Here is a 12,769-nt window from a genome sequence, read left to right as displayed (position 1 = left end):
TCGGCTAACTCGATCTCCTGAGGATCGTGGGACGCGAGGATTACGGTCTTCCTACCCCCCTAAGACCCCCCCTAATGAAATTGAGTATGCTGTGCTTCGCATCAATGTCTATGCCGCTCGTCGGCTCGTCAAGCAACAGCACGTCCGGGTCATGCATCAACGCCCTGGCGATCTCGAGCCTCCTCATCATGCCCGTGCTATACGTGGCAACCCAATCATTAGCCCTTCCACTAAGCCCTAACTCCTCGAGTAACTCCTTAGCCCTTTCCCTAGCCTCCCTGAGCGATAGGCCGTATAATGTGCCGAAGAAGACCAGGTTATCCATCGCCGTCAATCTCCAGTAAACACCGCGGTCCATGGGCGTCATAAACCCAACCCTCCTCTTAGCCCTGACACTCATTGCGTCATAACCATAAACAAGGACCCTACCACCATCAGGAACAAGTATGCCAGCCGCAAGCCTAAGCATCGTCGTCTTACCAGCACCATTAGGACCCACGAGCGCCACTATCCTACCCTCGGGAACCTCAAGGTAAACATCCTCAACAGCCACAATACGCCCAAACCTCTTAGTAACGTGATCATAAAGAACAGCAGACACGAAGCCGTTATCGAAAACAACATTAATAACACTTTCTCCCCATAACACGAGATAATGCGCCATAACAAAATCACAGAAAAACACTTAAAACTAAAACCGCAAGATGATAATCGGCGGGGGGGGTGCCCGAGCCAGGTCAAAGGGGGGGACGGGTTGAGGTCCCGTTGGCGAAGGCCTGCGTGGGTTCAAATCCCACCCCCCCGCACCAAATATATCATTATTTTTCAGGGATCATGCTTCTCATAATGTAACCAAGTAAAATATTGAATGGCGATATAGCCAAGTCGTTTATAAACTTTGATTGCGGGTATGTTATCTTCGTCGACGTGCAGCATTGCTATAGCGCCAGCATTAATTACGTCTTTTGTGACTGCGGAAACCACGGCCTTCGCAAAACCTTTATTTCTATGGTTGGGTGTTGTGAATACGTCACCTATGATCCAAACTTCCGGTAGCTTTAGGTATGTGCCTGCAATAGCCACTAACTCATTATTGATGAATAAGCCGTAGTAATGCCAGTGGGGGGGTGATGACAGTCTAATTAGTGCCTCAGCCTTACTTATCTGTGTTCCCTGAACGCTCTTGATCTTGACGAATTCGTCAACGTTATTAATCGATAATTTGCGGACTACGGCATTACCGCGGATTACGAACTCCCTGAATGTGCTTCCCTGGCAAATCATCGTTATGCCCCCCCTGGATAGTGATACCATGCCCTTACTGGATAGTTTATTGACTAGGTTGTTTACGTACTTAGGCTCGGTCTCTGCATGAATCACTAGGTGATTGCTTAATGGAACCTCATTAAGTACGTTAATGGGTGCATTGCCGATTACGTGAATCGCCGTGTGCGGTAATCCCCCCCTGAATATTAATATGTAACCAATTATCTCATTACCAACACGTTTAGGTATGCCTCAGTGAACTCCGGGTAGTAAGTAATGTCGTAAAACAGATAGGCATGCCTAATGGGATCCGCCATGTAGGCTCTCTTGATTAGGCTAAGTACATCCCTACTCAACTCCCTGAATACATCAACAATCATTTCCTTAATTAGGGAGTAAATCATTACCTGTATTTATTAATCAGTTCCTTAACGATTGGGCAGTAAGGATCAGGCAAATTCACGGAACCGAATGCCGTAAATGCCCGGGCAGGACAACCTGCGTTGCATAGGTCAGCCATTGGGCAGGTGCTGCATGGCTTTATTTCCACATACCTCCTATCCCTAAAGGATCTAAAGCCATCCCTCCAAATAGCCCTAAGGTCATCCCTCAACGCATTGCCCTCGTAGAACTCCTTACTCATTAATAGCTCACACCCATAGACACTACCGTCTGGGTCTATTACGAACCTACTCCTGCCTGCGGGGGGGCACGTTGAGTAATTAATGATTTTAAGGGCATTAAGTCTCTCCCTTGACTTTCCATATACCTCGTATAAATCGCTGAGACTAAACCTAAAGCCATTTAGGACTAGCTTGACGTTAGTCCTGATGCGCATTAAATCATTAATCACCATCCTCGCCAGTTCATCGCTAAGTGATAGACCGTTTTCTCGAGCCCTACCAAATTCCTGAACACGTATAAAGGTGAGCACGGGCACTCCCAACCTCTCCGTTAGCTTAACCATGTCAGTTACGTAATAAGCATTATCAGGAATCACCGTGTATGATAACGACACGGCAATACCAACCTCCTTAAATACATTGATAGCCCTGATAGCCTTATTAAAGCTGCCAAAACCTCTAATCACGTCATTAACCGCGGGATTTGGACCATCAAGGCTCACCTGGACCTGGTCAAGACAAGCCTCTTAAGTTGAAGCGCGTTCTCCCTATTAATCAATGTACCATTGGTGCTCATCGATACGTAGAGGCCGAGATCCTTCGCATGACTTATTATCCTCAATAAACCCCCCCTCTTAATCAGCAACGTTGGTTCACCACCCAATAAATACACGTACTTAACTCCCAAATCCCTTAGTTTATCGAGTATGAGAAGCCAATCATCAACATTCAACTCCCTACTTAACGGCTTACCTGCCGATAAATAGCAGTGTTTGCATCTAAGGTTGCATGCGTGGGTTAGGTATATGGTTACGTCATTTATCGAATCCATACTCAGGTATGGAGGTTCATTACTACCCTCGACACTACTCCGTAAAGCCAGTATGTGACCGAGTGGCGATGCAGGGCACTCATCCAGGTATATCTCGGTATCATCAACCACCTAATCGCCTAATCCCTATAGTTACATGCTCTGGTTTAAATTATAGATATCGAGATAGAAATCAGGCGATCCGCTGTTCCTCACCAGGTCAGTTGACCCTCAATTCTCATCAGCCAGCCTATTTACAATAAATGGAGTAATAAAACTATTGCTGCGACTCGCCCTCAGAGCCCTGTGGCTTCTTCTCAGCCTTTTCCTCAGCCTTCCTTCTCTTCCACATTGGGGGGGTACGTACCCTTCCTCATGATTACCCTAGTCGTCTTAACGGCAATCCCTCGCTGCGCCCTCATTATCTCATCACTAGTCATCTCCGCATAACCAAGGGCAACTAATTCATTCTTAAGCGTCATTATTGCCACAAGCGATCCCTTGTTAATATTGTTCGTTAACTTAACAATGCCTGGAACTGCCAACGCGGCGCCATGGCATACAGCATCGACTGCCGAGTCCCTAATCCAGACCTTGGTAGGTGCCTAACCATGTACTCAACGGGCTTCACGTAGGTCCTGAGCAAGTCCTCAACACCGTAATCCCTATAGAGTGTGTACGCATCCTTAAGGTCCTGGAGTGTAACCGCCTCCCTCTCCGTGAAACAACCAACCCTAGTCCTCCTAAGCTCCCTCATGTTAGCACCAACCCCCCCAGTACCTCGCCAATATCGTAGGCAAGTTTCCTGGCGTAGGTCCCAGACTCCACATTCATCCTAATTAATACGTACTTACCATCCTCTCGAGAAGCTCAAGCTCATAAACGTGCTTAATCCTCAACTGTCTCTTGACAGCACTCCTCAATGGTGGTCTTTGATAAATGGCGCCGGTGAATTCCCTAAGCACGGCTCTCAACTTCTCATCATCAACATCGCCGTGAAGCTTCATGACCATTACGTACTCCTTATCCAGCGTGTTTATTGCCGGCATCGCCTTTGTGGACTCACCAAGCGCTATGGGTAATACGCCCGAAACCCCCCCTGGATCAAGCGTCCCAGAGTGACCAGCCTTATCGAGGTTAAGCATTTTCTTAACCCAGGCAGCCACCTCGTGGCTTGTTGGTCCCCCCATTGGCTTATCGATCACCACAAAGCCGTACTTGAGGTACAGGTCCATGGGCCTCTTCTCCGGTGGTATACCCCCCCACTCTGGTTGGTCTGCTCATTAGGTATCTTAACGAGGATCTCCGGCTCACTGCAATAATTGGGTAACGACACGCCAATCATAATTGCAGGACCTATGGATTATAAAAGTCTATCTCCACGCTATGGTAAATTAACTTTTATTTTACCCCACAGTAATAAACGCAAGTGCCCAGTATAAAGACGTTGAGCATGGTAATTCTGGCGCTGGTGCTCGCAATAGTACTGGTGTACTCGATACACTCACTATACCTGGCTAGGAATGGTGTTACGGCAAGTAGTTCCTACGTTAACTCTGTTGAGTATGAAGAGTTAATGAACAATTACACGAACCTACTCATCAAATACACCGCACTCCTTCAGAAGCTGAATGAGTGTATGACAAATGAAAGCTCGATTCAGTACCAGGGCTCACTAAGTCATAAAGAGGTTATTGCGAGTAACCTAATCATGAGCGCCACGTTATCAATAACGAGTTGTAATGGCTACACACTCCAGTCAACTAAGGATCTTTACTTTGAAACGAAGGGGCCTGGTTACTTAGTAATAACGTATAGATTATCGAATCCCCCCCAAGTCATTGAGGGTTCAGTATCGTATTACGTATATGTAATGGCCCAGGCGATGCCCTCAATGCCCATGACCGCGATGTACACATACGAGAGCTCAGCATACGCCTATGAAGCTGGTCAGTATGGGCAATTAATCATCCCAGTACTACCAAACTCAACGTACGTACTTACCCTCGGCTTTACATGCTATGTTGCTCAGTATTACCCACCAACGAATGCGGGTACGATAGTTAATGGCGAGATACCGGAGAACGCCGTTATTAATGTGACCTATGTATGGTGAAGTGGCGTAGCTATATAGCCCTATTCAGGTGTAGGGGGGGTGGCGATGTAATTACCAGGGGGGGTAGCAAGTTTGCAATAGTTGATGGGTTTTACGCGTACGTGGGTTCGTGCGGTAATGCATGCGCGGCACGCATAGTTAGGCATCTTGGTAAGGTCGTTAATAGGTTTTGGCATGTTGATTACCTGCACGAAATATGCAATGAGGTAGCTGTCATGATACTGCCCTATACGGAGGAGGATGTCGCCAAGGCATTACTTGATAAGTTCCCAGGAATTCCAGGTTTTGGAAATAGCGATAAGAGGGAGGATAAAACACACTTATTTAGGGTGGGTTCAGGTGATGAAACGATCATTAAGATTCTCCATGAATTAAGCATGGCCATTCATAAGGAACTGAGTAACGGATATAGCCGTAAATTCAATGATCATTATAATAAGTCATTATAGAGATAATCATATAAACTCACTATTCAATGTAGCCTAGTGATGTTGCTGGTGCGTCTGAGGACTCATGATGATGGCTCGTGTTCCTGATTACCCTCGTCCTCATTACCCCCATTCTCGGTATTGTTAACATTATTCGTTAATAACTCCTCAAGACTCTTTATTCTCAGTTTCTCCCTTATTAAGGCATTAATGCTGCTCCTTAATTCATCCAGATCCGCCTTACTCACATAGGAGAGGGCATTAGCCACCTCCTCTGCGTACATGCTAAATATTGCGTACTTCATTAGGAGCTCCTGCTCCTTCTCCTTTCTGGTTATGTAGAGCCTTAACTTCCTGGCAACCTCCCTAATCGCATTCCTGACCTCCGACTCTATCTCAGGTACCTCTGCAATAGCCTCCTTGCCCGCGCTCGCGTATGGTATCTTGGTAGAGCATATGTGCACAACAATGGCCAGCGGCGCCGGAAACTTAACCTTATACTGTGTCCAGTCAATCTCATCAACAATCTTCCTAACAACGTCATTACCCTCATCATAAATAAGCGGAACCTTATTAGCAAACCTGTAGATTAATGGCTTATCACTGGGCTCGATAGCCCCCCCACCCCCCCAAGCCAGCGCTGCCTCGACGATGAATGGATTACCCATGTATGAACTAGGCTTCCTAGTGACCGTAAACACAACCTCCGGCCTAAGCACAAACTTAACACCCTCAGCAAGTATGTCTTCACCAATCGGCGAAAGCAATCAGCCTGGGCCTCCTCCACCCATTAAACTCCCTCATCTTCGTTACGAAATTAACCAATTCATCGTTCACGAGCTTACCCACGGGCATGTCCGGCGGCAGCCCAACGAAATCGAGGAATGTCTTAGCAATGGTCTCGCCAACACCATCGAAGTTCTCAACAAGGAACTCAAGCAGTGGCATATTTGGGTCCCTCTGTATTAATTGCTTTATCAACTCCACATCAACGCTCTTGGGATGCGGAAGACCCTCCTCTGGTGGATCGGGCATTTTCGTGGTTACCCTAGGTATTTTAATGGCGTCGTCCTCATCAGGACCCCCCCTGAGTACAAACTCGGCATACGGCGCGACCATGGCAGTCCTCCTCAGGTACTCCTCAACCCTCCGCTTAGCCTTTGACCAGTCACCCTCAAGAATCACCTTAATCGCCGTGCCATGCCACCCATACTTATTCTCCAGCGTTCTCTGTGAGACTATCACGGGCTCGTTCTTCGTAATATCAATCATCAACTGATACTCATAAATAACATCACTCTTCAACGGCGCACTCCTAACGAGTATTGGAGTATTCGTGGTCGACTGAGCATATAGCACAACCATCTTGGCGCCAAGCCCGAAGATACCCCCCCTGTGCTGCTTAATCCTATACTTACTACTGTAGAATACCCTGCCAAAGACGTTTGGTATCTCATCCCCCCCAGGTATTCCAATGCCGTTATCCTCAACGTAAATACTGACCCAATTCCTAGATTGATCTGCATAATCAATGTATATCTTTATGCTCGGCAGTATCTTAAACGTCTCAGTCGCGTCAAGACTATTCTCAACAAGTTCCCTAATCGTCTGATAAACAGCCCTAGTCGGATTACTAAATCCTGCTATCTCTCGATTACGCCTAAAGAACTCAGCCGGCGATAAAGCCTCAAACTTAACAATATCGTTACTACCCATGATCTAAAGCCTAGGAAACGAGAGCCAATTTAAACTTTTTGCATTTTATAATATGCAAAAGTTATTAATAATCGATAAAATCACGATGATGCAATAACGCATCATGTAAACCGTAATTGAAAGAATAGCACACGGTATTTTGCATTCATGACTAAAATAATCATTATTCATGTATTAAGTGATTATCGAACAGGGTTGATACGCTGAAGGTGTTTTATGTAGGGGGACTTAAAAATGAAGTGATCGGGAGTAAACTATTAATTACATGAGTTCATATAACTATGGCCTTGAGGATTTGCTTCATGTCCTTTATATTTTCGAGGCTCTTTACGAGATTTATCACGGTGTTGGCTTGACTAGGTGTTAATAGGCCGTCGGTTAATCTCCTAAACTTATCCTCAACCTCCTCATCTGTCATCGGGTTCTTTGGGTGGCCCCCCCTTGGATGATCTACACGGGCTGTTAATTCCCTACCGTCTTTGAACTTCACGGTTATCCTATTGGGTATTGCCGATGGATATAGCTTATCAAGCTCTGGATCCACATTAACCCTCATCTTCCTTATTAATGAGAGTACCCTAGGATCACGTATATTCTCGGGCTTATAGTGGTATAGCTCAACGGTACCGTAAAGTAGCGCCACCGCCGTTACCCACATTAGGCTGTGGTCCGCAGTCTCCTTAGTCTTTGGATCCCACTTCTCGGGGGTCCTTAACTATTATGTCGTAGGCAGCCTTGAACGTGTCTATTGTTATAGTCTCAACATCGTCAGGCTCAATGGCCTTTCCATACTCCTGCCTAATCATCCTAGCCGCATCAACGGCCGACTGCGCGTGGTACTCCACTGGGTATGGCTTTATGTACGTGTCCAGTATCCTCTTGGGACTCGGTATTGAGCCCAGGTCAAGTATTAACTTATCATTAAATTCCCCCCCAGCCAGTAACTGCCTTATGAAACCCATCTCGCCCTTCAACGGTGCGTCCGGCCCCCCCGTGAATCCCTCCCTAGCCAGTAACACTGCGAACACGGCATTCCTCGAGGAATTAGCGGTTGCTGCCGCCTTCCAGTGACTAAGTTCACCAACCCTTGACTGCCTCATGGCTGCATGCGGTACCGTGGCTATCGATAATGCATTCAAGGCCTCACTCTCGTTAAGGCCCATGAGCTTCGCGAGGCCTGCCGTAACTGCAATTCCTATGTAATTGACGTGATCCCAACCGTGAAGCCTAAGACTACCCGCATCGCAAAGCCTAACGCCTATCTCATACGACGTTGCTATGGCCGTTATCAAATCCCTACCACTCAATCCCCTATACTCGGCAGCCGCGAGTAATGCAGGGATCATGTCGCTTGGATGAAGCGGTTCCTTGCTTAGGTACGTATCGTTATAATCGAGGTACCTAACCATGAGCGCATTCGTAAACACAGCCCACTCAATCGATGATGTATCGAGCGTACCCCCCCACAACGTAGCTTCAACACTCGACCGATGATTCTTAGCGACGCTTCTCGCTATCTTAACGGGCTCAGCCATGAAGGCCGCTAAGGCAACACCAAGCTGTCAAGAACCCTACGCTTAACCTCATTAATGACCTGCTGATCCAAGTCCTCAAACTTAACATTAAGTGCATAATGAATTATGGCTTCACCAACACTATCCTTAACCATACTCACCTAATGAGACAACGCCTAATTTTAATGCATAACCTCAATGAACAATCACAAATTACTTATTAACATTAATGACGTGACCATTAATGAATGAGGAAAAGAGCCATTGTATTACTCTCTGGTGGTATTGACTCAGCCGTGGCGCTGTACCTACTTAAGTCACGTGGTTATGACGTGATCGCCATATCAATAAATTACCCAGGCAGGGGGGTGAACGTGAGAAGGAATCGGCGAGGGAACTGGCCAGGTTAACAAATACGGAACTGATTGAGGTTGATCTACCGTTCATGAGGGAGGTTGATGAACTGTGGGACGATGATAATGAAAGACCGAGCCACCTAAGGAGTGCTCACCCAAGTACTATACCCGCGAGAAACGCAATAATATACGCGATTGCCGCGTATTACGCGGAGATACTGGGGGGGATAGACACGATAGTCGCGGGCCATAATGCTGATGATACGAAGTACTTCCCAGATACATCGAGGGAATTTAGGAGGTTAATCTCGAGGGCATTAACAATAGGTACCTACATAGCAGGGCCAGGGGGGGCTCAGAGTCATAGCACCGCTCTCTAAGCTGAGTAAGACAGATGTCGTTAGGCTAGGCCTTAAATTGGGCGTGCCCTTTGAATACACGTGGTCCTGCCATAATAATTACGACGTGCCATGCGGCCAATGCAGCGGGTGTCTGGCCAGGAAGAGGGCATTTAATGAGCTAGGCATTAAGGACCCACTCGAAGAAGCAATAAGTAATGGGAGGGATTGGTGGTTATTAAGGAAGAAATCACTGATCAAGCCCTAGCCCTAATATACGCTCTCAAGGCCTCAATAAACTTCTCAATCTCATCAACGGTATTATAACCATGCGGTGACACCCTGATAGTACCAGGTCTTGGGGAGACCACGATACCATCCCTACCGAGGAGCTCGGCAAGGCCGTAGGGATCCGAGTACTCGAAGGTCAGTATCGCTGCATGGCTTTCGAGCGGTGTCGTTACCTTCAACCCCCCCAAATCCCCCCCTAATGAATCCGCCAAATGCCTAATTAACCTACTGGTATGTTCCTCAAATCTATGAGGCACCTCGTACCTAAGCAGTAATCTCATGGATGCCAGGGTCCCCCCCTCAAACGCTATTATCGGCCACGTACCCCCCCACTCAAGCCTTGCAGCATCCCTGGCAGGCATGTACGTGCTTATATCTATCGGCCTCTCAAACAACTTCTCACCCCTCAACCTCCTACTCACTTGGTTATCGTCTATCCCCATCCAACCCGATAACGATGGCTTAAGCCTATTTAATAACTCGTCACTAACATAGACGAAGCCGGCACCATGAGGCCGAGCAACCATTTATATGAACCTGTAATTAGGGCATCAACGCCATCCCTAGTTACATCAATTGGTAGGACGCCAACTGCATGAAATGCATCACTTATTAAAACGGCACCTCTCGCATGTGCAATCTCAGCAATCTCCCTAATCCTTTCCCTATATCCCGTTATCCAAGAAACATAATCAACAAAGACCACCGCGGTGTTATCATCAATGAGCTTCTCATACTCCTCCAGGGGTACGTACCATTAACGGGCCTCGCGATCCTAACCTCCTTAATTAGGCCACGGGACTTGAGAGCGTGGAATGAGAAGACGCCTGTTGGGAAATTGAGTGAGCTAATGACCACGTTACTACCGGGCCTAAACTCCATAGCCGATAATAACGCATTTAACCCATACGTGGCGCTCGGCACGGCAGCAATACTCTGCCACGACGGGGCATTAATCAACTGCGCAAAGACTCTCTTAGCCTCCACGATATGGTCAAGGGCCAATTCCCACGGCTCACCCTCCTCCTGCCATAGATTAACGAAATTCATAATTGCCTCAGCGGCATCCTTCGTTAATGGACCAGCCCCCCCAGCATTATCAAGGTATATCTTTCTCCGCGTTATCTCTATCCTACCCCCCCTAAGCTCCTCCAACCAACCCATTGATTAAGTGAGTATTACCGGGATTAATTTTTATCGCACCTACTAAGCAACTCCATCACAACCTCTATAATCGCCTTCATGACCGATACCCTCGTTGGCTCATCAACCTTAACGCAGGTCCCAAACTCCATACACAACTCATTCAGGTACTGAAGCACCGTACTAAACTCCTCACTTGGGTTAACCAACCAATCAATTAAGTGGTAAATTGCCTTAACGGCCTCCTCCCTATCCATCAATAAAACACTCACTAAATAATTAATAAGGCAATAAACTCAGGCCCCCCCCGCGAATCTCAGGACGGCGATAAACCAGGTACTGAGCCGAAGGACAGGCCTTGGAGCAAAGCAGGCAATTTATACACTTACTCTCATCAACAATGAATGAAGGCCCCCCCGAACCAACACGCCTCAATGCCTTTGTTGGGCACCAATTAACGCATAGATTACACTCACCGCATATCGACGCCCTAGCCACAAAGCCCGCAATATGAACCCTCAACTCCTTACTGGTCGAGGAGATAAGCACCTTATTACCACCCTGCCCAACCCTGACCTCGGCCTCCCCAAACTTACCTCTCACAATGTATGAACCATCAGTGCCCTCCACCGAACCAAGCATCTTTAGGAACTCCGTGAAGGTGCCCATGTTAATGGGCTTATCGGCATCCACTATCAGCGACCCACCATCACCACTAAACCTGACTGGATACTTAACCCTGAAACTCGCCCTAACTCGACTACGGATATCACCTGGTAAGCCCCTCCTCCAACGCCAAAGGCCGTAATCAATGAATTCGCTCGACAATCCCTGGCTAGCTATGAATTCCTTAAGTACCTCGTGAAGCCTCGTGTAAATACCGGGGGGGTATTTCTCACGCACAACTTCAAACTCCCCCAACTCATTCGCCGGGCATATGACACAGCCAAGCCTATCAAAGCCATACTCATAAGCCTGTTGTAGGGCAGGTTCCTCAGCAATATGTAGCCCCAAACCTCGAGCGCCGTCCAGTCCTGTATTGGAGCAACAACAATATCCTTAGTAACCCACTTACTAACCGAGACCCTAGGCAACCTAGCCCTTTGGAACGACTCAAAGGCTCTTTGACCAACGACGCTAATAAAGCCCCCCCCTGGAAACCTACGCAGCATCTCATCGGTTATTGGCCCGAGCTTAATGACCTTGCAGCACCAGCGGTAGTCCCTGGCTGGTGGTCCGAATTCCCTAATCGCCCTCCAGTACCTATCCCCTGCCGAGGCTATTATCAGCTCGGCATTGTAGAGCTTCGCAACCTCCCTAACATTATCATAGGACTCCAGTGGCTCGAGGCCTGTGTCATTAAATAATACGTAGAATTTAACGCCGGTCCTAGCCACCAGGTCAAGGGCTACTAGGGAGTCCTTACCACCTGAGTATGAGACCACGATTGGCTTCCTATACTCACTGAAGACCCTCCTTAAGAACTCCACGGCTTTCTCGGCCTTATGCTCTATGTAATCCCTGTTCAACTCAATGAAGTCCTTCAGCGTGCTAGGCTTGGGGGGGCTTGGCAGCGATCCCTTTGCTAACCAGCTCTTGATTATCCTGAGTCTGCCGCCCCCCCTCATTGACTTGGCAATGCCGTGGTATTTACCATCCTCTGTGGATACGGCAACGTGCGCGTACCTCTCGCTGGGTAGGTTACCCCCTAATGATCAACTCCCTATGAACATCGTACCTTTCAGGAAGTTTATCTAATTTAACTAAGGCCCAATAACCAAGGCCCCCTATTGATCATCTCGGTGACACCCTCGTACAACGGCCTAAACCTCCACATTCTCCTCTCTATATCATAAAACCTGTGGCCAATTACCCTACCCCTCACGATGACCTCATCTGCCTGGTCTGCGTAGCCGGGTATTTTATTGAGGAGGATGACCTCATTATCGGGTATTAATAACCTAGCCAACTCCTCACTCCCAAACTCATTAATCACAGCCCTCCTAGTAATCTCAACGTCAGCGTGAAAGGCAGGTCTAACATCGCCAGGTCTCGTAATCCTGGCAATACTCATTGATGAGCATCGCTTAGCTCCCAAGTCCTTACTGAGTACCGGCACGTTTAAGTCATCGCACCAATAAATCACTGAGGGCATCTTACTGCGGGT

The 12,769-nt window shown here is 47.6% G+C and carries 11 protein-coding genes, 1 tRNA gene and 5 pseudogenes; 4 read left to right on the top strand and 13 right to left on the bottom strand.

Annotated features, from left to right (window positions below; genetic code table 11):
• Positions 1-40: 40 nt before the first annotated feature.
• Positions 41-601, bottom strand: a complete 561-nt coding sequence (locus JCM11217_RS14285) for an ABC transporter ATP-binding protein (protein ID WP_243678483.1) — start codon at positions 599-601, stop codon at positions 41-43.
• 116 nt (positions 602-717) lie between these two features.
• Here JCM11217_RS14285 and JCM11217_RS05700 point away from each other — a divergent pair.
• Positions 718-809: transfer RNA gene (locus JCM11217_RS05700), tRNA-Leu, on the top strand.
• A gap of 16 nt (positions 810-825) precedes the next feature.
• On the opposite strand, the gene JCM11217_RS05695 is transcribed toward JCM11217_RS05700, so the two are convergent.
• The 5 genes and pseudogenes from JCM11217_RS05695 to JCM11217_RS05680 form a co-directional block, all read right to left on the bottom strand.
• Complete coding sequence (locus JCM11217_RS05695; RefSeq protein WP_054842338.1) at positions 826-1,380, bottom strand: GNAT family N-acetyltransferase; 555 nt, start codon at positions 1,378-1,380, stop codon at positions 826-828.
• Positions 1,381-1,487: 107 nt separating this feature from the next.
• Entirely contained in the window at positions 1,488-1,670 is a 183-nt protein-coding gene (locus JCM11217_RS05690; protein WP_054842337.1) for a hypothetical protein, read from the bottom strand.
• Complete coding sequence (locus JCM11217_RS14280; RefSeq protein ID WP_243678482.1) at positions 1,670-2,392, bottom strand: SPASM domain-containing protein; 723 nt, start codon at positions 2,390-2,392, stop codon at positions 1,670-1,672. Before JCM11217_RS14280 ends, JCM11217_RS05690 begins: the two co-directional genes overlap by 1 nt.
• Positions 2,389-2,832: a radical SAM protein gene (locus tag JCM11217_RS14275; RefSeq protein ID WP_243678481.1), complete on the bottom strand. Its 444-nt coding sequence runs from the start codon at positions 2,830-2,832 to the stop codon at positions 2,389-2,391. The genes JCM11217_RS14280 and JCM11217_RS14275 overlap by 4 nt, the downstream gene beginning before the upstream one ends.
• A 197-nt stretch (positions 2,833-3,029) precedes the next feature.
• Positions 3,030-4,045: pseudogene (locus tag JCM11217_RS05680) on the bottom strand (RNA-guided pseudouridylation complex pseudouridine synthase subunit Cbf5).
• An 84-nt stretch (positions 4,046-4,129) separates the two neighbouring features.
• On the opposite strand from JCM11217_RS05680, the gene JCM11217_RS05675 reads away from it, so the two are divergent.
• Both JCM11217_RS05675 and JCM11217_RS05670 read left to right on the top strand, forming a co-directional pair.
• Complete coding sequence (locus JCM11217_RS05675) at positions 4,130-4,816, top strand: hypothetical protein (protein WP_054842336.1); 687 nt, start codon at positions 4,130-4,132, stop codon at positions 4,814-4,816.
• Positions 4,810-5,265 carry a DUF123 domain-containing protein gene (locus tag JCM11217_RS05670; RefSeq protein ID WP_054842335.1) on the top strand — a complete coding sequence of 152 codons (456 nt, stop codon included), beginning with the start codon at positions 4,810-4,812 and terminating at the stop codon, positions 5,263-5,265. The genes JCM11217_RS05675 and JCM11217_RS05670 overlap by 7 nt, the downstream gene beginning before the upstream one ends.
• Before the next feature lie 62 nt (positions 5,266-5,327).
• On the opposite strand, the pseudogene JCM11217_RS05665 reads toward JCM11217_RS05670, so the two are convergent.
• Positions 5,328-6,960, bottom strand: a pseudogene (locus JCM11217_RS05665) (DNA topoisomerase VI subunit B).
• A gap of 271 nt (positions 6,961-7,231) precedes the next feature.
• Positions 7,232-8,495, bottom strand: a pseudogene (locus JCM11217_RS05660) (MmgE/PrpD family protein).
• Between the two features lie 227 nt (positions 8,496-8,722).
• On the opposite strand from JCM11217_RS05660, the pseudogene JCM11217_RS05655 reads away from it, so the two are divergent.
• Positions 8,723-9,436: pseudogene (locus JCM11217_RS05655) on the top strand (7-cyano-7-deazaguanine synthase).
• On the opposite strand, the gene JCM11217_RS14270 reads toward JCM11217_RS05655, so the two are convergent.
• The 5 genes and pseudogenes from JCM11217_RS14270 to JCM11217_RS05640 form a co-directional block, all read right to left on the bottom strand.
• On the bottom strand, positions 9,426-9,986 hold the full coding sequence (locus JCM11217_RS14270; RefSeq protein WP_243678480.1) for a hypothetical protein: 561 nt from the start codon (positions 9,984-9,986) through the stop codon (positions 9,426-9,428). The pseudogene JCM11217_RS05655 and the gene JCM11217_RS14270 overlap by 11 nt on opposite strands.
• Positions 9,932-10,165, bottom strand: a complete 234-nt coding sequence (locus JCM11217_RS14265; RefSeq protein WP_243678479.1) for an aminotransferase class V-fold PLP-dependent enzyme — start codon at positions 10,163-10,165, stop codon at positions 9,932-9,934. The genes JCM11217_RS14270 and JCM11217_RS14265 overlap by 55 nt, the downstream gene beginning before the upstream one ends.
• On the bottom strand, positions 10,135-10,623 hold the full coding sequence (locus tag JCM11217_RS14260; RefSeq protein ID WP_243678478.1) for a hypothetical protein: 489 nt from the start codon (positions 10,621-10,623) through the stop codon (positions 10,135-10,137). Before JCM11217_RS14260 ends, JCM11217_RS14265 begins: the two co-directional genes overlap by 31 nt.
• 23 nt (positions 10,624-10,646) lie before the next feature.
• Positions 10,647-10,859, bottom strand: coding sequence for a hypothetical protein (locus JCM11217_RS05645; protein WP_054842334.1), 213 nt, complete (start codon positions 10,857-10,859; stop codon positions 10,647-10,649).
• 22 nt (positions 10,860-10,881) lie between these two features.
• A pseudogene (locus tag JCM11217_RS05640) lies at positions 10,882-12,757 on the bottom strand (phosphoadenosine phosphosulfate reductase family protein).
• Positions 12,758-12,769: the final 12 nt, after the last annotated feature.

The organism is Vulcanisaeta distributa JCM 11217 (genome assembly GCF_001316005.1).
Lineage (GTDB): Archaea > Thermoproteota > Thermoprotei > Thermoproteales > Thermocladiaceae > Vulcanisaeta > Vulcanisaeta distributa_B.
The sequence above is the reverse complement of the archived record's forward strand: the minus strand, read 5'-3'. Positions and strand labels throughout refer to the sequence as shown.

What these genes read in the sequence shown, in the direction of transcription:
- JCM11217_RS05690 (WP_054842337.1), bottom strand. Translation starts at nt 1,670, where the DNA reads ATGATTTACTCCCTAATTAAGGAAATGATTGTTGATGTATTCAGGGAG.
- JCM11217_RS05670 (WP_054842335.1), top strand. Translation starts at nt 4,810, where the DNA reads ATGGTGAAGTGGCGTAGCTATATAGCCCTATTCAGGTGTAGGGGGGGT.
- JCM11217_RS14270 (WP_243678480.1), bottom strand. Translation starts at nt 9,986, where the DNA reads ATGGTTGCTCGGCCTCATGGTGCCGGCTTCGTCTATGTTAGTGACGAG.
- JCM11217_RS14260 (WP_243678478.1), bottom strand. Translation starts at nt 10,623, where the DNA reads ATGGGTTGGTTGGAGGAGCTTAGGGGGGGTAGGATAGAGATAACGCGG.
- JCM11217_RS05645 (WP_054842334.1), bottom strand. Translation starts at nt 10,859, where the DNA reads ATGGATAGGGAGGAGGCCGTTAAGGCAATTTACCACTTAATTGATTGG.